General features: G+C 68.2%; 16 protein-coding genes, 1 tRNA gene and 2 pseudogenes. 6 read left to right on the top strand and 13 right to left on the bottom strand.

The features are described 5' to 3' along the window. Nucleotides 1-334: 334 nt before the first annotated feature. The 9 genes and pseudogenes from HNR28_RS01255 to petA all read right to left on the bottom strand — a co-directional run. Nucleotides 335-1,297 (bottom strand): annotated as a pseudogene (locus tag HNR28_RS01255) (PDDEXK nuclease domain-containing protein); the annotation flags it as partial. Further along, nucleotides 1,294-1,932 (bottom strand): annotated as a pseudogene (locus HNR28_RS01250) (tyrosine-type recombinase/integrase); the annotation flags it as partial. The pseudogenes HNR28_RS01255 and HNR28_RS01250, both read right to left, overlap by 4 nt. A 175-nt stretch (nucleotides 1,933-2,107) precedes the next feature. Next, the gene (locus HNR28_RS01245; RefSeq protein WP_043679469.1) at nucleotides 2,108-3,160 is read right to left on the bottom strand and encodes a cytochrome-c peroxidase; all 1,053 of its coding nucleotides are present in this window, start codon (nucleotides 3,158-3,160) and stop codon (nucleotides 2,108-2,110) included. A gap of 157 nt (nucleotides 3,161-3,317) precedes the next feature. Continuing rightward, nucleotides 3,318-3,393, bottom strand: a tRNA-Thr gene (locus HNR28_RS01240). Between the two features lie 43 nt (nucleotides 3,394-3,436). Further along, on the bottom strand, nucleotides 3,437-3,871 hold the full coding sequence (locus tag HNR28_RS01235) for a ClpXP protease specificity-enhancing factor (RefSeq protein WP_043679472.1): 435 nt from the start codon (nucleotides 3,869-3,871) through the stop codon (nucleotides 3,437-3,439). Nucleotides 3,872-3,873: 2 nt separating this feature from the next. Next, a complete protein-coding gene (locus tag HNR28_RS01230) occupies nucleotides 3,874-4,482 on the bottom strand; it encodes a glutathione S-transferase N-terminal domain-containing protein (protein ID WP_043679474.1) in 609 nt (202 codons plus the stop codon). A gap of 164 nt (nucleotides 4,483-4,646) precedes the next feature. Further along, on the bottom strand, nucleotides 4,647-5,495 hold the full coding sequence (locus HNR28_RS01225) for a cytochrome c1 (protein ID WP_043679477.1): 849 nt from the start codon (nucleotides 5,493-5,495) through the stop codon (nucleotides 4,647-4,649). A 31-nt stretch (nucleotides 5,496-5,526) separates the two neighbouring features. After that, a complete protein-coding gene (locus HNR28_RS01220; RefSeq protein ID WP_043679480.1) occupies nucleotides 5,527-6,912 on the bottom strand; it encodes a cytochrome b in 1,386 nt (461 codons plus the stop codon). 48 nt (nucleotides 6,913-6,960) lie between these two features. Then, nucleotides 6,961-7,605, bottom strand: coding sequence for a ubiquinol-cytochrome c reductase iron-sulfur subunit (gene petA / locus HNR28_RS01215; RefSeq protein WP_043679482.1), 645 nt, complete (start codon nucleotides 7,603-7,605; stop codon nucleotides 6,961-6,963). Nucleotides 7,606-7,755: 150 nt separating this feature from the next. Here petA and mscL point away from each other — a divergent pair, with 150 nt between their 5' ends. Beyond that, complete coding sequence (gene mscL, locus HNR28_RS01210; protein WP_043679485.1) at nucleotides 7,756-8,205, top strand: large conductance mechanosensitive channel protein MscL; 450 nt, start codon at nucleotides 7,756-7,758, stop codon at nucleotides 8,203-8,205. Nucleotides 8,206-8,271: 66 nt separating this feature from the next. Here mscL and HNR28_RS01205 read toward each other — a convergent pair whose 3' ends face one another. After that, nucleotides 8,272-9,051: a Nif3-like dinuclear metal center hexameric protein gene (locus HNR28_RS01205; RefSeq protein ID WP_043679496.1), complete on the bottom strand. Its 780-nt coding sequence runs from the start codon at nucleotides 9,049-9,051 to the stop codon at nucleotides 8,272-8,274. 158 nt (nucleotides 9,052-9,209) lie between these two features. Between HNR28_RS01205 and HNR28_RS01200 the strand changes: the two genes are divergently transcribed. Further along, nucleotides 9,210-10,376, top strand: a complete 1,167-nt coding sequence (locus tag HNR28_RS01200) for a trypsin-like peptidase domain-containing protein (protein WP_184142442.1) — start codon at nucleotides 9,210-9,212, stop codon at nucleotides 10,374-10,376. A gap of 286 nt (nucleotides 10,377-10,662) precedes the next feature. Next, nucleotides 10,663-12,093, top strand: coding sequence for a GGDEF domain-containing protein (locus HNR28_RS01195; protein WP_184142436.1), 1,431 nt, complete (start codon nucleotides 10,663-10,665; stop codon nucleotides 12,091-12,093). Nucleotides 12,094-12,121: 28 nt separating this feature from the next. Here the strand turns inward: HNR28_RS01195 and hemB are convergent, their stop codons facing one another. Next, complete coding sequence (gene hemB / locus HNR28_RS01190) at nucleotides 12,122-13,138, bottom strand: porphobilinogen synthase (RefSeq protein WP_043679502.1); 1,017 nt, start codon at nucleotides 13,136-13,138, stop codon at nucleotides 12,122-12,124. A 70-nt stretch (nucleotides 13,139-13,208) separates the two neighbouring features. Further along, nucleotides 13,209-13,832: a ribosome biogenesis GTP-binding protein YihA/YsxC gene (gene yihA, locus HNR28_RS01185; protein ID WP_043679505.1), complete on the bottom strand. Its 624-nt coding sequence runs from the start codon at nucleotides 13,830-13,832 to the stop codon at nucleotides 13,209-13,211. Nucleotides 13,833-13,985: 153 nt separating this feature from the next. Here yihA and HNR28_RS01180 point away from each other — a divergent pair, with 153 nt between their 5' ends. The 3 genes from HNR28_RS01180 to ccsB all read left to right on the top strand — a co-directional run bounded on the left by HNR28_RS01180 (nucleotide 13,986) and on the right by ccsB (nucleotide 18,377). Beyond that, nucleotides 13,986-14,675, top strand: coding sequence for a c-type cytochrome (locus tag HNR28_RS01180; protein WP_043679508.1), 690 nt, complete (start codon nucleotides 13,986-13,988; stop codon nucleotides 14,673-14,675). Between the two features lie 284 nt (nucleotides 14,676-14,959). Then, nucleotides 14,960-17,026, top strand: a complete 2,067-nt coding sequence (locus HNR28_RS01175) for a cytochrome c biogenesis protein ResB (RefSeq protein WP_151024895.1) — start codon at nucleotides 14,960-14,962, stop codon at nucleotides 17,024-17,026. A 40-nt stretch (nucleotides 17,027-17,066) separates the two neighbouring features. Next, on the top strand, nucleotides 17,067-18,377 hold the full coding sequence (ccsB, locus tag HNR28_RS01170; protein WP_409360352.1) for a c-type cytochrome biogenesis protein CcsB: 1,311 nt from the start codon (nucleotides 17,067-17,069) through the stop codon (nucleotides 18,375-18,377). A gap of 57 nt (nucleotides 18,378-18,434) precedes the next feature. On the opposite strand, the gene HNR28_RS01165 is transcribed toward ccsB, so the two are convergent. Further along, a complete protein-coding gene (locus tag HNR28_RS01165; protein WP_151024896.1) occupies nucleotides 18,435-21,362 on the bottom strand; it encodes a putative bifunctional diguanylate cyclase/phosphodiesterase in 2,928 nt (975 codons plus the stop codon). Nucleotides 21,363-21,364 lie beyond the last annotated feature (2 nt).

Genomic DNA, 21,364 nt, shown 5'->3' with positions numbered 1-21,364 from the left:
CCCAGTTCTGCTGCCATCGGGCAGCCGTTCGTTCAACCGTAGGGGGGGTCAGTTTTAGGTGTCGCCAGGGGGTCAATTCCTGGTGTCGCTTGACACGAGCCTTTTCCGAATCGAGCGCATAGCTTCTCACTCCATCGGCAAATGGATTTGGCGTGTCGTCAATGAATGCAACACTGCAATCTTCAAGATAGCGGCCGCCAATCGCTTCCCGATCAGCTACAACGGCTGCCCAAACTGAGGTTGCTGCCGCTTGAGTGGCTTCTTTCAGCTCGGCTGGGGGCAGATTTGCCTCCGCACGCGCTTTGCCAACGGCCTCGAAGAGTGGCTTGTCGTCCTTGAGGGACAACGCTCTGCGAGATTCGAGCAGCCGCCGCGTGTTCTCCAGTTCCTTTTGCAGCAATTCGGCATCTGGCAGCACGGTGCGATAGTTCGCCGCCATCACCTTGTTCGGCAGACCATCCAGTGCATACCGCGCCAGGGCATGGCCCTTGTCAGCGCACAGGATCAGGCCCACTGGCGGATTCTCGTCCGGGTAGGCCCAATGCTCCTTGGCATAGTTGCAGTACATATGCATCTGCCCCACGTCGGCATGGGTCAGGCTGCCCAGCTTCAGGTCGAGGAACTCCAGCACATACGGGTCTTTGATCGCGTCATTGGGCGTGACGACATCCTCGGGCTTGGCCACCGAACCCTTGACCAGCATCGCCGCCTTGTCCTTGGACAAGGCCGTGCGCTCGTAGAACTGGCTGCCGATCTGCCGGTCGAGCTGGCGCACGCTCCAGCCGCCGCGCAACGCCTCGGCCTCGTAGAACCGACGGGCATGGTCATCCTTGACCGACAGCAGCCGAACGTAAGCCGACCACGGCAGCGAGAAAACCTGAGCCAGTTCGGGCAGACTCAATTTCCCAGACACTGTCTGGGATTTCTCTGCAGACGGCTCGTTTCCCAATTTCCCAGACAGTGTCTGGGAAATCTCGGGTTGGGGATAGGCGAGGAAGAAACGCCGCATGCTTTCCAGGTTGTTGACGCCGAACCCACGCCCGAACCGGGCCGTCAGATCGGCGGACAGGCGCTCCATCAACTGCTCGCCGTAACCGGCCCGCCGCTTGCCTTTCTGCTCGGCTTCGACGATCCGGCGGCCAATCTCCCAATAGCTGGCCGCCATCAGCGCATTGACACTGCGCGCCGCTGCCTGGCGCGCCGCATCCAGCAGTTCCACGATGCCGCCGTGGATGCCGGCATAGCCAGCCGGTAAGGCGGTGCGCTTCCCCGCTGTCGTAGGTGTCTTCCTTGTCATGCTGTCATCTCCATAGAACGGGATGCCCCGGTAATCGCCAGCCGCCGATTCGCCACCAGCTCGGCCGCATCCCGCACCGGCTTGTCCTCGGTATGAACATAGTGCATAAACATCGCCACGGTCTTGTGACCTGTGAGCTTTATGTCCACCTTGGTCGGCACACCAGAGTTGGCGATGTCGGTCATCGCCGCGATGGCGGATGCCGTGCGTGCCAACGTGCGGCACGCCGGCGGCCTTGAGCACGCGCGTCCAGCCGCCGTAGTGTTCGCCGTGGGTCATGTGCCGGGTCGGCCTTCCGCCTCCAGCGTCTCCAACTGGCGGAAGATCCGCACCAGTTCATCGTCCACGATCAGCCGGGTTTCCTTGCCAGGCGGGTACATCGGAACGTGACGGCACGGGTTCGTGCCATCCGGACGGTAGCCCCATACTTCGGCCAGGTTGAACATCTTGCGCAGCACTCCGAAGGCGTTGTTCGCTTCGGCCTGCTTGTAGGCCAGCTTCTCCATCAGCGCTGCCACATCGGGGCGCTTCACGTATTGCGCCCTCATCCGGCCCATGATCGGGATGATGCAGCGGTCAATCACGCCCTGATAGCCGCGTTGCGTGCTGGGCTTGTGGCGCTGCTTGGCGCAGTCCAGCGAATTGCGGTACTGGAGTCATCGTGAAACAAAAAACCGCCTGGCACCGCAGTACGGCGCCAGGCGGACGAGGAATGGCGGACCGCGGCGGGGCGGTCCGCCCTGCGCGGGCCCGTCCCGCAGGCGCAAAGGGAGTTGCCGCCTGAAGGACCGGCCCGCGCCGGCGGACGGGCTACTTCTGCGGCCGGGGCGTGGCGGCCGTGCTCGGCGGCAGGATGGGGTAGACGACCTGGGGCTGCTCGCCGGTCAGGGTGTGCAGGAAGCGGGTGATGGCCTTGACCTCGCCCTCATTCAGCTCCTGGCCCAGCTGACTGGAGCCCATGATGGCCACGGCCTGCTCCAGCGACCAGACGTCGCCGCTGTGGAAGTAGGGCGCGGTCAGGGCGATGTTGCGCAGCGGCCCCGCGCGGAACACGTATTCGTCGCTGGCGGTGTGGGTCACGGTGAAGCGGCCCTTGTCGTCCGGCGGCAGGATTTCCGCGCCGGGCTTCTTCACCACCCCGAAGGGGAAGTACCCCTGGCCGCCGACGTTGATGCCCTGGTGGCAGGCCACGCAGCCCTTGCTCATGAACAGGTCCAGCCCCTTGAGCTCGATCTCGTCCAGGCTGTCGGCGCCGGCCAGGAACTGGTCGAACTTGGAGTTGGGCGTGAGCAGCGTGCTCTCGAACGCCTCGATGGCATGGGCCATGTTCTCGAAATTGACCGGATCCTTGTCCTTCGGATAGGCCTTCTGGAACAGGGCGACGTATTCGGGCAGGCTCTTGAGGGTTTCCTCGACCTGGGAGGGCGTGTTGTTCATCTCGACGCTCGCCTGCACGGGGCCCTTGGCCTGCTCCTTCAGGTCGGCGGCGCGACCATCCCAGAACTGGGCGCCGTTGAACAGCGCGTTGAGCACGGTCGGCGAATTGCGCGGCCCGTGCTGCCAGCCGTGGCCGATGGAGGTCTGGATGTTGTCGGCCCCGCCGGTGCCGACGCTGTGACAGGTGTTGCAGCTGATGATGTGGCTGCGCGACAGGCGCGGCTCGAAGAACAGCCAGCGGCCCAGCTCGATGCTGTCGGCGGAGATGTTGCGTTCCTTGATCACGGACTCGGGCGTGGGGATCGGCTGGAAGAACTGCCGCGCGGTCTCCCGCACCGCGTCTGCGGCGGGCGCGCCCGCGGCCAGGGCGGCGGATCCGCTCAGCGCGAGGCCGGCCGCCAGGAGGAGGGTGGTGTGCTTCTTCATGGTGTTCCCCTTGTGGAGTTGGAGTGGTTATATCCACAATGAAAACATGGTCATTGATTTCCCGTCTTGATGAGGGTCAAGCGCCCACCGGGACTGTCGGTTTTCCGCCATGGCAAAAACGCCGCCCGTTTCGGGGCGGCGTCCGGGCGGATCGCATTGGTGCCGGCTAGAGGAATCGAACCCCCGACCTTCTCATTACAAGTGAGCTGCTCTACCAACTGAGCTAAGCCGGCCAAGGACCATCATTCTACAGGACGATGTACGGGACGGGCCGCCTCATTTGACGACTTTCAGGTGGGACGGCTTGGGGGCGTCGGGGCCGTCGTCCGGCGGCGTCGGGGCGCCCGGCGCGGGCGGCTGCGGGCCCGGCTGGTCGTCGCCGCCCGGGTAGGGGCGCGAGGCCACGACCTCGAAGCCCATGCCGGCGCCGGTCTCGCGGGCGTACACCGCCGAGACGGCCGCCACGGGGATGAACAGGTGCTCCACCGCGCCGTTGAAGCGGGATTCGAATTCGATGTAGTCGTTGCCCAGCGTCAGGCGGTTGGTGGCCAGGTGGCTGATGTTCAGCGTGATCTGGCCGTCATGGACGTGGGCGAGCGGCACCACGGTGTTCTCGTCGACGGTGACCACCAGGTAGGGCGTGTAGCCATTGTCCGTGCACCATTCGTGCAGTGCGCGGATGAGGTACGGTTTGGTCGAGGATTCCTGCATGTTCAGCGGCGCATGACCTTTTCGGAAGGGGTGAGGGCCTCGATGTAGGCGGGGCGCGAGAACAGGCGCTCGGCGTACTTCTGGATCGGGGCGGCGCTCTTGGGCAGTTCGATGCCGTAATGGCCCAGGCGCCACAGCAGCGGGGCCACGGCCACGTCCAGCATGGAGAATTCCTCGCCCAGCATGTACTTGTTCTTTACCAGCAGGGGGGCGAGCTGGGCGAGGCGGTCGCGGATGTTGGCGCGGGCCGCGTCGCGGATCTTTTCGTCGGTGACGCCGCGGTTTTCCAGCGTGGACACGTGGACGAACAGTTCCTTTTCGAAGTTGTACAGGAACAGGCGGGTGCGCGCCCGCATGATCGGGTCGGCCGGCATCAGCTGCGGGTGCGGGAAGCGCTCGTCGATGTATTCGTTGATGATGTTCGACTCGTACAGGACCAGGTCGCGCTCGACCAGGATGGGCACCTGGCCGTAGGGATTCATCACCGCGATGTCTTCGGGCTTGTTGTACAGGTCGATGTCGCGGATTTCGAAATCCATGCCCTTTTCAAACAGCACGAAGCGGCAGCGTTGCGAAAAGGGGCAGGTCGTCCCGGAATAGAGCACCATCATGTCGTGGGTTCCAATGCAAAAAAAGACGGAGAACGCGCGCGCGCCTGAAAACGCAAGCCAGGCGTCGTGTCAACGCCTGGCTGGCATCCCGGCCCGCGCGGCCGGAGGGTCATGCGCCCCGCGGGGCGCGGCCGATCCGGGGATCTTCTGAAATCAGACGATCCTTAGCGGACGTGCTTCCAGTATGCCGCATTCATGCGGATGGCGACAAACAGGAACAGGAACAGGAACAGCATGACCCACACGCCGATCTGCTTGCGCAGGAGCTGGCCGGGTTCCGCCATCCAGCCCAGGAAGTTGCTCAGGTCGGCGACGTCGCTCTCGAACTTGCTGAAGGTCTTGGCATCGGCGGAGTCGAAGCGCGTGACGCGGGTGGCTTCGCCGGTGTAGTCCTTCAGGACTTCGGTCTTGACGGTCGGGATGCCGGCGGCATCGTAGACCGTGGTGGTGCGCTGCCACTGTTCGTTGCCCTGGGCGTCGGCGACCTGGTGGACTTCGATGTCCGTGAAGCTGCGCGGGCCTTCGAGCTGCCAGAGCGCGTTGGGCATGCCCACGCTGGGGAAGACGACGTTGTTCCAGCCGGTCTTCTTGGTGGAGTCGCGGTAGAAGGTGCGCAGGTAGGTGTAGATGTAGTCCACGCCGGAGGGGCCGAAGTTGGTGCTCTTGGCGCGGGCGATCACGGACAGGTCGGGCGGCGCGGCGCCGAACCACTTTTTCGCGTCCTCGGGCGTCATGGCGATCGTCATCAGGTCGCCGACCTTCTCGCGGGTGAAGAGCAGGTTCTTCTTGATGTCGTCCTCGGACAGGCCCAGGTCCATGAGCTTGTTGTAGCGCATGGCATTGGCGCTGTGGCAGTTCAGACAGTAGTTGACGAACAGCTTGGCGCCGTTTTGCAGGGCGGCCAGTTCGGTGATGCGGTCGGGGGTGCGATCCAGGTGTGCGCCGCCCTCGGAGGCGAGGGCCAGCGTGCAGGTCAAAGACAGGGCCAGGGCACCGAGCAGTTTTTTCAGCATGATCTTTCCGTGACAGTCAGGGGTTCGGCCTTCAGTGGGCCCGGAAGGTGACGCGGTCGGGAACCGGCTTGAAGGTGCCCAGACGGCTCCAGACGGGCATCGCCAGGAAGAACGCCAGATAGATGACCGTGCCGATCTGCCCCATCAGGGTGGCGGAGGGCGAGACCGGCTGCGTGCCCAGCCAGCCCAGGATCAGGAAATCGACGATGAAGATCGCGTACAGGACCTTGTGCCAGTTGGGACGGTAGCGGATCGACTTGACCGGGGACTGGTCCAGCCACGGCAGGAAGAACAGGATGACGACGGCGCCGCCCATGGACACCACGCCCCAGAACTTGGCGTCCAGGACCTTCATGAGGATGGCGACCAGGATCAGGATGCCGGGCACGGCCAGGCGCCAGATGCCCGAGAGCCGGCCCTTGGCGAACAGCACCACGGCGGCCAGCAGGGCGCCGGCGGCCATCACCCAGGTGAAGTCGCTGGTGGTGGCGCGCAGCATGGTGTAGAACGGCGTGAAGTACCAGACCGGGGCGATGTGCGGCGGGGTCTTCAGCGGGTCGGCCGGGATGAAGTTGTTGTATTCCAGGAAGTAGCCGCCCATTTCGGGGCCGAAGAAGATGATCGCGGCGAACACGATCAGGAAGCCCGCCACGCCGACCACGTCGTGCACCGAGTAGTAGGGGTGGAAGGGGATGCCGTCCATGGGGCGGCCGTACTTGTCCTTCGGACCCTTCTTGATCTCGACGCCGTCGGGGTTGTTCGAGCCCACTTCGTGCAGGGCGATGATGTGCGCCACGACCAGGCCGATCAGCACCAGCGGGATGGCGATCACGTGGAAGGCGAAGAAGCGGTTCAGGGTGGCGTCGGACACGACGTAGTCGCCGCGGATGAACAGGGAGAGGTCGGGGCCGATGAAGGGGATGGCCGAGAACAGGTTCACGATCACCTGGGCGCCCCAGTAGGACATCTGGCCCCAGGGCAGCAGGTAGCCGAAGAAGGCCTCGCCCATCAGGCACAGGAAGATGGCCACGCCGAAGATCCAGACCAGCTCGCGCGGCTTGCGGTAGGAGCCGTAGAACAGGCCGCGCAGCATGTGCAGGTAGACCACGACGAAGAACATCGAGGCGCCGGTGGAGTGCATGTAGCGGATGAACCAGCCGCCCGGCACTTCGCGCATGATGTATTCGACGGACTCGAAGGCGAAGCGCGCATCGGGCTTGTAGTTCATCACCAGGAAGATCCCGGTGACGACCTGGATCACCAGCACCAGCAGCGCCAGCGAGCCGAAGAAATACCAGAAGTTGAAGTTTTTCGGAGCATAGTACTCGGACATGTGCTCCTTGAACATTTTGGTGAGCGGGAAGCGGTTGTCCACCCAGCCCAGCAACCCGGTCGTCTCGACGTTTTTATCGGCCATGGAAGGCTCCTAGATTCAATATCGCAAAAGGATGAACGGGGGCGTCCATCAGGCCTTGTTGTCTTCGTCGACGCCGATGGTGATGCGGCTGCCGTCGGCGGAGAAGACGTAGGGCGGGATTTCGAGATTGTCAGGGGCGGGCTTGTTGGCGAACACCCGGCCGGCCAGATCGAAGGTGGAGCCGTGGCACGGGCAGAACCAGCCGCCCGGCCAGTCGCTGGGCAGCCCCGGCTGGGCGCCGGTCTGGAAGTGGGCGGTGGGCGAGCAGCCCAGGTGGGTGCAGATGCCGATGCAGACGAAGTATTCGGGCTTGCGCGAGCGGTATTCGTTTTTCGCCCATTCCGGCGTGAAGCCGGGGCGGTCGGACTGGGGATCGGCGAGCTCGGCGTCGTGCTTGGGCAGGGCTTCGATTTCGGCCTTGGTGCGGCGCACGATCCAGACCGGCTTGCCGCGCCATTCGACGGTCATCATCTGGCCTTCGGCCAGGCCGGAGATGTCGGCCTCGACCGGCGCGCCGGCCGCCTTGGCCTTTTCGGACGGGGCGAACGAGCCGACGAACGGCACCGCCGTGGCGACGCCCGCCACTCCGCCAAGGGTACAGGCCGATGCGACCCAGAAGCGGCGCGAAGGATCGGGGGGCAGGTTCGGGTCGACTGCGCCCTGCTCGTCGGACTGTGTCGGATGCTGACTCATTCTGTTATCCCTGGTTGCCGCCCTGGGGGCGGAGCGTTTTGAACGTGATCTGCCTGTGCGTGGAGCCGCGAAAAGGTCGCCCCACAAGGGTCTTCAACCGCGTATTATAGCGTTACGCCCAGTGGGGTAAATGGATGGAGGACGAGCGAAATGAGCGCAGCCGGGGGTTTCATCAAAGAATTCCGTGAATTCGCCATCAAGGGCAACATGATGGACCTGGCGATCGGGGTCATCATCGGCGGCGCCTTCGGCAAGATCATCGATTCGATCGTCAACGACCTGTTCATGCCGCTCATCAATTTCATCCTCGGCGGCAGCGTCAATTTCGACAACCTTTTCTGGGTGCTGCGCCTGCCCGAAGGCTATGCCGGCGCCATGACGATGGCCGACCTGACCAAGGCGGGCGCGGTGGTGTTCGCCTGGGGCCATTTCCTCACCATCTTCGTCAATTTCCTGCTGCTGGCCCTGGTGGTGTTCATGCTGGTGAAGCTGGTGAACAACGCCCGCCGCCGCTTCGAGGCCGAGCCGGCCCCCGAGGCCGCGGCGCCCCCCGAAGACATCCTCCTGCTGCGCGAGATCCGCGACGCCCTGAAAAAATAGGAAGCACAGGCCGTGCGTGCGCGGGCCGCGCGCCCGGCCGCGGCCCCCGGGGGCCCGGCCGCCGCGCTAGACGGGATTGTCGATGTCCACGAATTCGCAGGGCACGCCGAAGCGGGCCTCGATGGCCTTGCCCAGGGCCTGCACGCCGTAGCGCTCGGTGGCGTGGTGGCCGGCGCTGATGTAGGCCGCGCCCGTCTCGCGCGCCAGGTGCACGGTGGGCTCGGAGATCTCCCCGCTCACGTAGCAGTCCGCGCCCGCCGCCAGGGCGGCGTCCATCATGCCCTGGGCTGCGCCGGTGCACCAGGCCAGCCGCCGTGCCGGCTGCGCCGGGTCGCCGATCACCAGGGGCTCGCGCGCCAGCCGGCGGGCGATGTCGGCCGCCAGCGCGCCCACCGTCGTCTCGCGGGCGGGCGCGCCCAGCCAGACCAGGCCGTCCGGGCCGCAGCGCCGCGGGGCGCCGTCCGGGCCGGTGTCCGGGATCCAGTCCATGACGCGCGCCAGCTGGGCGTTGTTGCCCCATTCGGGGTGGGCGTCCAGCGGCAGGTGGTAGGCGAACAGATTGATCTCGCGCGCCATCAGGGCCGCCAGGCGGCGGTGCTTGGGGCCGCGGATGCAGGGGTCCTCGTTCTTCCAGAACCAGCCATGGTGCACGAGGATGGCGTCCGCATCGCGTGCGGCGGCGGCCTCGATCAGGGCCTGCGAGGCCGTCACGCCGGTGACGATGCGGCGGATCGCGCCGCGCCCCTGGACCTGCAGGCCGTTCGGGCAATAATCACGGAAGCGTTCCGGCTGCAACGCCTCGTTCAGCCAGTCCGCCAGTTCCTGCCGGGAGATTTCGGTAACCATGGGATGTTGTCCTTCAGCGCGTCTTTCCGTCTGTGCCGCATGGGCGGATCCGGCCGCGGGCCGGCCCGTGCGGATCGTCCTGCGTCCGGCCCATCCGGGCGGCGCCGGGGCCGCGCAGGGGACCGCACGCGCGGGACGTATCGGATGATGTCATGTTCATGCGACGATTGTGGCTGATTTTCGCCCAGACCGTGACGGTCTGCCTGGCCATCCTCTTTCTGGTGGCCACCCTGCGGCCGCAGTGGCTGCCGGGCGGCGCGCCCGAGCCCGGCCCCGCGCCCGGCGCGCCGGCGGCGCCCCGGGCCCCCTCGGCCCCCGCTCCGGGCGCGGCCCCGTTCAGCTACGCGGACGCCGTGGCGCGGGCCGCGCCGTCGGTGGTCAACATCTACACCGCCAAGCACGTGGACGTGCCGCTGGTGCCGCTGCCGGCCGATCCCGGCCTGGAACGGTTCCTGCGCGGCCTGCCGGGGTTCACGCGGCGGGAATCGGCCACCAGCCTGGGTTCGGGCGTGATCGTGCGGGCCGATGGCACGATCCTGACCAACTACCACGTGATCGAGGCGGCCGACGCGATCGAGGTGCGCCTGCGCGACGGCCGCCAGGCGGCGGCGAAGCTGGTCGGCGCGGATCCTGAAAGCGACCTGGCGGTGCTGAAGATCGGCCTGCCCGACCTGCCCGCGATCGCCTTCGATCCCGCGCCCTCGGTGCGCGTGGGCGACGTGGTGCTGGCGATCGGCAATCCGTTCGGCGTGGGCCAGACCACCACCCAGGGCATCGTCTCCGCCGTGGGCCGCAACCGCCTGGGGCTGAACACCTACGAGGACTTCATCCAGACCGACGCGGCCATCAACCCGGGCAATTCGGGCGGCGCGCTGATCGACGCGCGCGGGGAACTGGTCGGGATCAACACGGCGATCTATTCCGAGACCGGCGGCTCGCTGGGGATCGGCTTCGCCATCCCGGCGGCGGCCGCGCACCACATCCTGGACGAGATCCTGACCTACGGCCGCGTGCGGCGCGGCTGGCTGGGCCTGGAGCCGCAGGACATCACGCCCGACCTGGCGCAGGCCTTCCGCCTGAAGGACACGCGCGGCGCGATCGTCGCCCGCGTCCTGCCGGGCGGGCCGGCGGCGGGCGCCGGCGTGCGGGTGGGCGACGTCATCCGCACGCTGGACGGCCGGGCGGTGGAAGACGCCTACGACCTGGTCAACCGCCTGGCCTCGCTGCGGGCGGGCGGCACCGCCCGCCTGGGCGTATGGCGCGCCGGCAGGAACGTGACGCTGGAGGTGCCCGTGGGCGAGCGCCCGACGGTGCGGCGGCGCTGAGCCGCGGCGGCCGCGATGGGGAAGGCCGCGGCGCGGAAGGCCGCGGTGCGGCAAGCTGAGGGGCGGCAAGCCGGCAGAAATGAAAGGAATGCAACGAGCATTTCCGATCTGGATCATTTTATTACATTCGTGCTATCCTGGGCGCCCCCGGCTTTCAGGACCGCCAGGGCGTGCAGGCGGACGGAGGGCGCCGCGCGGGTGGGCGGCGGATTTCCTCCGGAGACATCAGGAAAAGAATGCGCTGATCATGAATCAGGCGGTTGGCCTCGGGACACACCTCACGCGTATGATCGCCCGCGCGGCCTGGCCGGCCGCCGCGGCGTTTCCGCTGGTGTTCGCCGCTCTGTGGGCGTGGCCGGTGTTCGGCAGCCTGGCGCTGTGGCCGGTCGACGCGATCCTGGCCGGGGCGCTGCTGCGTTCCCGCATGCGCGTGCCCTCCCTCGCCTGGCCCCTGCTGGGCGCGGCCCTGGTGCTGGCCCGGCTGGCCTGGGGTCAGGCCGCGGCGCAGGGTCTGGCCGATCTGTCGGGCCTGTTCGTCGTCTGGCTCGTCCTGTCCCGCTTCCTGCCCCAGGACAGCCTGCGCACGCCCGGCGCCATCGTCCGGATCCTGCTGGCCGGCCTGGCGGGCGCCATCGTCCTCTCGGCGGTGGCCCGCGGCCTGGGCTACCTGCAGACGGGCGGCATCCCGGGCAGCGCGGATGCCCTCAGCGGCCTGCTGGGGCGCTGGCTGGGCTATTGCGTCTTCCTGCCACCGGTGCTGCTGCTGCCCCGGCCCGGATTCCTCCGCGGCGAGCGCCGCCGCGCGGGCCGCGGCCTGCTGCGGCTGCTGGCGGCCCGGGCGGTCTGGCTGCCGCCGCTGGCGTGGCTGGCCAGCCTGGCGCTGTGCCTGGCGCTGGGCGGCGCCGGCTCCCTGGTGTTCCCGCTGGCCTCGCTGATGTATTGCGCCCACGCCTGCTCGCAGCGGATGGTGGCCTGGCTGGTCCTGCTGACGGTGCTCGGCATCGTGTCCGGCATCGGCGCCGGCTGGCCGGGGCCACCCGCCGGCGGCTCGCTGACGGGCATGTCCGGCTGGGCGCTGGTCTCCCTGCAACTGGGCCTGCTGCTGGTGGTGGCCGCGCCGCTGCTGATGTCCAGCGCCCTGGCGGCCCGCAGCGACCTGATCGTGTCCCTCAACCGCGCGCTGGACCACGACGAGATGACGCAGGCCCTGTCGCGGCCGGCCTTCATGCGCGGCGCTCAGGAATACCTCCGGCAGATCCCGCCGTTCCTGCACGGCAACGGCCTGATGATGCTGGACATCGACCATTTCAAGCAGCTGAACGACACCCACGGCCACGCGGCGGGCGACAACGTGCTGCAGGAATTCTCCCGCACGATCCGCGGCGCCATCCGCCCCCAGGACCTGTTCGGGCGGCTGGGCGGGGAGGAATTCGGCCTGATCCTGCCGGGCTGCTCCCTGGAGGACGCCGTCGAGACGGCCCGGCGCCTGCGCGCCTGCGTGGAAGGCATCAGCCTGTACTACGACAGCGACGAGCCGCTGCGCATCACGGTCAGCATCGGCATCGTGCACGATTCCCAGAGCCCGCGCGCGGACCTGGACGAGCTGCTGCGGCACGCCGACCAGGCCCTGTACCGGGCCAAGCGCGGCGGCCGCAACCGCGTCTGCCTGTACGGAACGTCGGAGCGGGACTGCCTGGCGTGCGCCGCCGAGGCCTGAACGGCAAGGGTCGAACGGCGCGCCGGCCTCAGCCCCGCGCGCGCAGGATCTTCGCCGCGGCGATGGCGAAGTACGTCAGGATGCCGTCGCCGCCGGCGCGCTTGAAGGCCAGCAGCGATTCCATCATCACCTTGTCGTGGTCCAGCCAGCCGTTGGCGGCTGCGGCCTTGATCATGGCGTATTCGCCGCTGACCTGGTAGGCGTAGGTCGGCATGCCGAAGGCGTCCTTGACCTCGCGCAGCACGTCCAGGTAGGGCAGGCCGGGCTTGACCATCACCATGTCGGCGCCTTCGCGGATGTCGGCGGCGACTTCGCGCAGGGCCTCCAGGCGGTTGGCCGGGTCCATCTGGTAGGTGGCCTTGTTGGACGCCCCCAGGTTGGCGGCCGAGCCCACCGCGTCGCGGAAGGGCCCGTAGAAGGCGCTGGCGTACTTGGCCGAGTAGGCCATGATGCGGGTGTGGATGCGGTCCTGGGCGTCCAGCGCCTGGCGCACGGCGCCGATGCGCCCGTCCATCATGTCGCTGGGGGCGACGATGTCGGCGCCCGCCTGGGCGTGGGTCAGCGCCTGGCGCACCAGCATGGCCACCGTGGGCTCGTTCAGCAGCTGGCCGTCGTCGTCGATCAGGCCGTCCTGGCCGTGGCTGGTGTAGGGGTCCAGCGCCACGTCGGTGAGCACGCCCAGTTCGGGGAACTTCGATTTCAGCAGGGCCACGGTGCGCGGGATCAGGCCGTTCGGATTGGCGGCCTCCTGGCCGTCGGGCGTCTTCAGGGACGGGTCGATGTGCGGGAACAGGGCCAGCACGGGGATGCCCAGCTCCAGGCATTGCTCGGCCGTGCGCAGCAGGACGTCGGGGGACTGCCGCGCCACGTCCGGCATCGAGGCCACCGGGTCGTGCACGTCGCGGCCCTCGCAGACGAACACCGGATAGATCAGGTCGTCGGCCGACAGGCGCGTCTCGCGCACCAGGCGGCGGGAAAAGTCGTCGCGCCGGTTGCGGCGCAGGCGCATGGCGGGAAAATCGGCGGGGGGCAGGAAGGCGGTCATGCGGGACTCCGGAAAACACCCGCCGCGCGCGGCGGGACGATGAAGGGGGCGTGGGAGGATGCTCGCGCGCTCAGGGCACGGCCTGGGGCGAGATCCAGTTTTCGATGTGGGCGGCGGCCTCGTCCAGGCCGATGCGGTGGGTGGCGGAAAAGGGCAGCGCGGTCAGCGTGCCGATGTCCGCCAGGTCCTTGCGCGCGCGCGCGGCGGCCTGGATGCGCTGGCCGTAGGGCAGCTTGTCGGCCTTGGTCAGCAGGGCCAGGGTGGGCAGGCCGCGCAGGGCGATCCAGCGGGCCAGGCGCCGGTCCAGGTCGGTGACGCCGCGGCGGATGTCGATCAGCAGCACCACGCCCGCCAGGCTGGCGCGCTCGTGCAGGTAGCCGCCCAGGACCTCGGCCCATTCGTCGCGCGCCGCGCGGTCCACGGCGGCGTAGCCGTAGCCGGGCAGGTCCACCAGGAAGCCCAGCCAGGCGTCCGGCGCGAGCGGATCGGGGATGCCGAACAGGTTGATCAGGCGGGTGCGGCCGGGCGTCTTGCTGGAAAAGGCGAGCCGGCGCTGGTTGGTCAGGACGTTGATGGCCGAGGACTTGCCCGAGTTGGAGCGGCCGACGAAACAGACTTCGGCGGTGGTCGGGGCGGGCAGCTGGTCCAGCCGGGCGGCGGACACCGTGAACCGGGCGCGATGGAGGAGAGACACGGGGGGCGGGCTCGACAGGAGAGGGGGGTGAAGCCTATTGTATAATTTCATATTGAATGTTGCGCCGCGCATCGCGTGTCCCGGGCGGATACGGTGTCGGCCTTGTCAGGCGCCGGATCCCGGCGTCGTGAACGAATCACCACCGAGGATCTCATGAAGCGTGCGCTTTCCAGTGTGTTCATGGCCGGCAGCCTGATTCTCGCCGGCGCCCTGCCCGGCTTCGCCCAAGCCCAGGACGCGCAAAAACCCGATGCCAAGGCCGGCGAGCAGCTGTTCCTGAATGGCGACATGTCGCGCGGCGTGCTGGCCTGTGTCACCTGTCACGGCGAAGGCGGCAACAGCACCATCCCCATGAATCCCAACCTGGCCGCGATGCCGCACGAATACATCGCCAAGCAGCTGCGCGATTTCGTGCCGCAGGGCGACAAGCGCGCGGTGCGCACGGGCGCCGACGGCGCGCCGTCCATCATGTCCACCATCGCCCCCACCCTGACGCCCCAGGACATCCAGAACGTCGCGCTGTACCTGTCGCAGCAGAAGATGGACTGGGACAAGGCCGGCACGGCCACGCACGAAGCCACCATGGAACGCGGCCAGACCATCTGGCGCGCCGGCATCGCCGACCGCAAGGTGCCGGCCTGTGCCGCATGCCACTCGCCCAACGGCGCCGGCCTGCCGGCCGAATTCCCGCGCCTGGCCGGCCAGCACCCCGAATACCTGCTGGACCAGCTCAAGCTCTTCCGCTCGGGCGACCGGGCCAACGACATCATGCACGACATCGCCGACCGCATGAACGACAAGGACCTGGCCGCCGTGGCCGACTACGCGGCGGGCCTGCGCTAGGGCGGCGGGCGGATTTCCCGGTCGCGCGCAGGGTCTTGGAGGGATCCCGGCGCGTACCGGTGTATCGTTGAAACTTAAAAGACTTGAATCGAGGGGGGCACGCGCGAGCGCACCCCCTGTTTTTTTACCGCCGGGCCGCCCCAAGGTAAAAAGCGCCCCCCTGGGGGGATGAGCCAGGACACGAACAAGTCCCTTCGGACCGTTTCGAGCCTGGCGAATCCCCGCGGCATGCATGCTGCGAGGTGGACGCGAGCCGAAGGCGCGGCGTGGGGCATTTCATTTTCATGAGTCGAGCCGCCGTGGCGCCTTCCCCCTCTTCCCGCCCCCTGGGCGCCGATGTCGTCGAGCTCCTGGGCTCGATGCGCTTCGCCATCAGCCTGCTGGTGTTCATCTGCGTGGCCAGCCTGATCGGCACCGTGCTGCCGCAGAACCAGTCGGCCAATGCCTACGTCGACCAGTTCGGGCCCTTCTGGTTCGCGGTCTTCGACCAGTTCTCCATCTGGCACGTCTACAACAGCGTGTGGTTCCTGCTCATCATGGCCTTCCTGGTGGTCTCGACCACCCTGTGCGTGCTGCGCAACGCGCCCAAGATGCTGCGCGACATGCGCTCGTTCCGGGAATACGTGCGCGGCTCCAGCCTCAGGGCCTTCCACCACCGCGTCGAGCTCTCCAGCGACCTGCCGCCGGAACGCGCCTGCGCCGAAGTGGGCGCGCTGCTGCGGGCCCAGGGCTTCCGCTACCGGGTGCGCGAGGACGGCGACAGCCGCATGGTGGCGGCGAAGAAGGGCGCGGCCAACCGCCTGGGCTACATCTTCGCGCACGTGGCCATCGTCGTGATCTGCCTGGGCGGGCTGCTCGACAGCGAGCTGCCGGTGCGGCTGCAGACCTGGCTGTTCGACAAGCAGCCCGTGACCGGCAACATGCTGATCTCCGAGGTGCCCGAGTCCGGGCGGCTGTCGGCGCGCAATCCCAGCTTCCGGGCCAATATGCTGGTGCCCGACGGCAAGCAGAGCAGCGTCGGCATCGTGGCGGCGGGCCAGGGCGTGCTGCTGCAGCCCCTGCCCTTCACGCTGAAGCTCAACAAATTCCACATCGACTACTACGACACCGGCATGCCCAGCGATTTCCGCAGCGACGTGACGGTGACCGACCTGGCGACCGGCGAGTCCTTCGACCGCACGATCCAGGTGAACGAGCCGCTGCACTATCGCGGCGTCACGGTCTACCAGTCCAGTTTCGACGACGGCGGCAGCACCCTGCAGCTCAAGGCCTGGCCGCTGCGGGGCGGCGGCGCGCAGCCGGTGGAAGTCGCCGGCACGGTCGGGCGCGAAGGCAGGCTGCCCGCCAGCCTGGGCGGGCTGGTGGTGGACTACACCGGCCTGCGCGTCATCAACGTCGAGAACATGGGCGACGGCCAGGGGCCGCAGCCGACCGACGTGGTCGAGCACGTGGCCGCCGTGACCGGCAGCGCGGCCCGGCCGCGCAACGACGGCCTGCGCAACGTCGGGCCCAGCGTGCAGTACCGGCTGATCGGCGCCGACGGCCAGGCGCACGAGTTCAACCAGTACCTGCTGCCGGTGATGATCGAGGACGTCCCGATGTTCCTGCTGGGGGTGCGCAACAGCGCCTCGCAGCCCTACCGCTACCTGCGCGTGCCGGCCGACGGCCAGGGGACGATGGCGGAATTCATGCGGCTGCGCGCCGCGCTGGACGACGCCGGCCTGCGCGACCAGGCCGCCCGGCGCTTCGCGGAGCGCAACGCGCCCGCCGGCGAGCAGCGCGAGCTGATGTTCCAGGCCGCGCGCGGGGCGCTGCGCACCTTCGCGCGCGACGGCTTCAACGGCATCATCGACGCCGCACCGCCCGACCAGCGGGAAAAGATCCTGAACTTCGCCGTGCCCATGATCCAGCTCAGCCTGACCGAACTGCGCGACCTGGCGCGGGCCGGCGCGGGCGAGCCGGCGCTCGATCCGCAGGGCCCGGACGCGGAGCGCGACCGCCAGTGGATGCGCCAGGCCGTACTGGCGCTGGCGACGCTGCCGGATTATCCTGCCTCTGTGGCCCTGCAGCTCACCGGCTTCGAGCAGGTGCAGGCGAGCGTCTTCCAGGTGGCCCGCAGCCCCGGCAAGACCATCGTCTACATCGGCTGCCTGCTGCTGGTGCTCGGGGTGTTCTCGATGTTCTACATCCGCGAACGCCGCGTCTGGGTGTGGATCCGGCCGCAGGACGGGGGCAGCGCCTGGCTGGCCGCCATGACCACCCAGCGGCGCACCCTGGATTTCAATCACGAATACGAACGGCTGCGGGATGCCCTGCGCCGCTTGTCCGGAGGACCCGATCATGACGTCTGATTCCATCGCCGCGCGCGCCGCGGCCGCCTGGCCCCATGACATGAACGCCAGCGGCGACCGCCGCGGCCGCCGGGGCCGGCCCGACTGGACCGATTTCGCCTTCTTCCTGCTGCTGGCCGTCGGCGCCGGCCACGTGCTGACGGAATACGGCACGTTCATGGACTACTACGAAAAGCTGATCCTGATCGGCGCGGTCGGCCTGTTCAGCTGGATGGGCTGGCTGTGGCGGCCGCTGCGCACCCTGATGGTGGCCAGCGGCCTGACGGCGCTGCTGGCGATCTGGCTCTACAGCCCCACGGGCGCGCTGCTGCAGGGCGACCTGTCGCGCGCCGAGAGCACCTTCCTGCTGAAATACCTGATCTCCTCGCAGTCGGCCATCCTGTGGATGTGCGCCCTGTTCGCCCTGGCGACGGTCTGTTACTGGATCGGCTTCGCCAGCCGCACGGCGGCCTGGGTGGGCACCCTCCTCACCTGGGCGGCGGTCTACGCCGGCGTGACCGGGCTGCTGGTGCGCTGGCGCGAAGGCCACCTGCTGGGGCCGGACATCGGCCACATCCCCGTCAGCAACCTCTACGAGGTCTTCGTCCTGCTGTGCCTGGTCACGGCGCTGTTCTACCTGTACTACGAGCGCCGCTACGCCACGCGCGCCCTGGGCGGCTTCGTGCTGCTGGTCATCAGCTCGCTGGTGGTGTTCCTGCTGTGGTATTCCTTCACCCGCGACGCCTACCAGATCCAGCCCCTGGTCCCGGCCCTGAAGAGCTGGTGGATGAAGCTGCACGTCCCCGCGAACTTCATCGGCTACGGCACCTTCAGCCTGGCGGCCATGGTGGGCTTCGCCTACCTGGTCAAGTCGCATGGCGAGACCCGCAGCTGGAAGCCGCTGGTGCCGGTGTTCGTCCTGGGGGCGGTCCTGTGCGCCGAGCCGCTGATCTTCGGCTCGCGCGAGCTGTCGGCCACCTGGATGCTGTATTTCGGCATCGGCGCGCTGGTCGTGGGCACGATCCTGGCGTTCCGCGCGCCGATCGCCCGGCGGCTGCCGTCGCTGGAGATCCTCGACGACATCATGTACCGCGCCATCGCGGTGGGTTTCGCCTTCTTCACGGTGGCCACGATCCTGGGGGCGCTGTGGGCGGCCGACGCCTGGGGCACCTACTGGCAGTGGGACCCCAAGGAAACCTGGGCGCTGATCGTCTGGCTGAACTACGCCGCCTGGCTGCACATGCGCCTGATGAAGGGCCTGCGCGGCGCCATGTCGGCCTACTGGGCGCTGTCGGGCCTGCTGGTGACCAGCTTCGCCTTCCTGGGCGTCAACATGTTCCTGTCGGGCCTGCACTCGTACGGCGAACTCTGATCCGCGGGCCCCGCTCCAGGGGCTCCGTTCCGCCGCGGGCCGTCCCGCCGGCGCGCCCTACGTCAGGCGCCGCCCGCTGATTTCCTCGATGTAGGCGCGGGCGGCCGGGTCCCCCACCAGCGGCAGGATGTTGTCGCAGGCAAGCAGGTCCAGCGGCGGCCGCGAGCCCGAGATCACGTAGCCCTGGACGTAGTCCACGCCCATGTCGGTGAGCGCGCGCAGGGTGGCGACGTCCTCGACCCATTCGGCGATGCATTCCATGCCCAGGTTGTGGGCCAGGTCCACGATGCTGTTGACGATGGCGATGTTGGCCTCGCTGGCGAGCATGTCGCGGATCAGGGTGCCGTCGATCTTGATCATGTCGGCCGGCAGTTCCTTCAGGTAGGAAAACGAGGTGTAGCCGGCGCCGAAGTCGTCCAGGGCCACGCGCGCGCCCATGCGCTGCAGGCGCCGCATGAACTGGCGGGTGCGCTCCAGGTCCTGCAGGGCCACGCCCTCGGTGATTTCCACGCACAGGCGGCGGGTGAACTGCGGCTGCTGGTTGAGGATGCCGAACAGGACGTTGATGAAGCGGTCGTCGTTGAGCGACACCCCGCTGAGGTTGACGTTGACCTGGCGGGTCTGGCCGAGCTTGAGGTGGTGCCTGGACATCCACTCCAGCAGCGTCGTGAAGACCCATTTGTCGATGGCGGTGATCATGCCGCTGTCTTCCGCCGCCTGGATGATCTTGTCGGTCTGGAGCGGCCGCGCGCCGGTGTTGCGCACCCGCAGCAGCGCCTCGAAGTTGAGCGTCTTCAGGGGATGGCGCAGCGACATGATGGGCTGCATCTCCAGGAAGATGTCCTCGGACGTGCCGGTGCTTTCCAGCTGCTCGAACAGGTGCATCTCGTCGATGTGGTCGAACAGCTCGCGGGCGTTCTCCTCGTACAGGACGACGTCCTGGTGCTGCTTGCGGGCATCGCGGCAGGCGCGGCTGGCGGCGGCGATGGCGTCCTTGGGGGTCATGTTGCGGTCGATGTCGATCAGCCCCATGGCGCTCTTGAGCTGGAAGGCCCGTTCGCCGACGTACAGCGCCGAGCCGTTCAGGCTCTCGATCATGTCCTGGGCCGCGCGGCGCGCCTCGCCGGCCCGCATGCCGGGGAACAGGATGATGAACTCGTCATTGCCGATGCGGCCCAGCGGCTGTTCGTCGGACAGCGAGTATTTCAGCCGTTCGCAGACCATCTGCAGCAGCGTGTCGCCGGTGGAATGGCCGAACAGGTCGTTGACGCGCTTGAGGTGATCCAGGTCGAGGAAGGCCAGGGCGCAGGGCGTGTTGGTCTGTTGCAGGTTCTCGATCGCCTTCTGCATGGTCTTCTCGATCCCGCGGCGGTTGAGCGTGTCGGTCAGGGGATCGTTGTCGGCCATCAGGCGCAGCTTGCGGATGGTCTCGGTGCGGGCGCTGATGTCCTGCAGGGAGCCTTCGACGCGGCTGCCCACCAGCGTGGCGCGCAGCAGGAAGTTGCGCGCCGGCGCGTCGCGCGCGGCCTGGATGCGCTGGATCTCGGTGTCGCGGCCCTGCTCCGTGGCCACGGAGATCGCCAGCCAGTCCACCTTGGGGAAGAAGTCGCTCCAGGCGAGCGCGTGCAGGTCCGAATCGGGCGCGATGTCGAGGATCTCGCGCGCGTTCGGATTGAGGTGCTCGAAATGCCGGGTGGCGCCCAGCGTGAACAGGCCCAGCGGCGTGAGCGTGTCGCGGGCGATCAGGTCGTTGCGCTGGCGCAGGCGCAGCTGGCGCTCCTCGCGCATCTTGTCGGCGGCCGCCAGGGCGATCAGCAGGTTGCACAGCAGCAGCGCGACCGTACCCGGGAAGGGGGCGATCAGGCTCGCGCGCCCCAGGCCGATCAGGACCAGGCCGGTCAGCAGGACCGCCAGGGCCAGGCAGACGCCGATGGTGTGCCAGAGCTGCGAGCGCGTGTTGAAGCGGAACAGGCCGTGGACCAGCGTGACCGTGACCAGGGCCGAGGCCAGCCAGGCGGTGAGGAAGGTCGTGAGCTGGAACCAGTCGTGGGGCAGCGCGAGCAGCGCCAGCAGCAGGCAGATCGCGCTCCAGCGGCCGACCAGGCGCAGGCGGCGCACCGTGGCGGCGTCCAGGCTGGGGCGGAACAGGGTGACGAACAGGTGGATCGTCAGGGCGTAGTAGAGCAGGACGGTCAGCTTGCGCACCCAGACCAGCGGATCGGGGGGGATGATCTGGCCCAGGAACTGGTGGTCCCAGCCCAGCGCCCAGGCGCCCAGGCGCAGGTTGCAGAGGATCCAGCAGGCCAGGACCATGTAGGGCTGCTCGCGCATGGTCAGGGCGATGATGACCAGGAAGGCCGCCAGCGTCAGCAGGCCGCCTTCCAGCAGGCCGGCGGCCTGGGCGGTGTGCGCCGTGGTCTCGGACAGCGTGTGGCCCTGCCATTGCTCGATGGAGAGCCGGGTGGGGAAGGACAGCACCAGCCGGCACAGGGCCTGGCCGGCCGCCGCGGCCGGCAGCCGCATCTGCTGTCCCAGCAGCCCGTCCCGGACCTCGATCTCCGCCAGGGGCGATCCGGCGCCGTCGTCGGCTTCGTCCCGGGCCAGCCAGCATTCGGGCGGGGCGGCCGTGTGCACCGGCAGCAGCAGGGCGAGCCCCGCGGACGCGTCGGCGTCGCGGCCGTCCGGCAGGTCGGCCAGCAGCCAGATCGGCCCGTCCGGCGCGGCCTCGGCGAGCCGGGTGGGGCGCGTGCGCAGCCGGGCCAGCGCCTGTGCCGGGTCGAGCGCGGTGTCGGCGTGCAGGAAGCGGGCCGTCAGCGGCTGGCCGGCGGAATCCGTATAGCGCGGCTGCAACAGCAGCAGGGCGGCGATCAGCCCCAGGATGATCAGGACCGGGGTCCCGGCGTACAGCAGGAACGACCAGACGCGGCCGGCGGCGGAGCGGGCGGGAGGGGTGGACGGGCTGGAAGGGAGCGTCTTGATCGCCATGA

Source organism: Castellaniella defragrans (assembly GCF_014203015.1).
GTDB classification, from domain to species: domain Bacteria; phylum Pseudomonadota; class Gammaproteobacteria; order Burkholderiales; family Burkholderiaceae_B; genus Castellaniella; species Castellaniella defragrans.
This window is presented reverse-complemented; position numbering and strand designations above follow the sequence as displayed.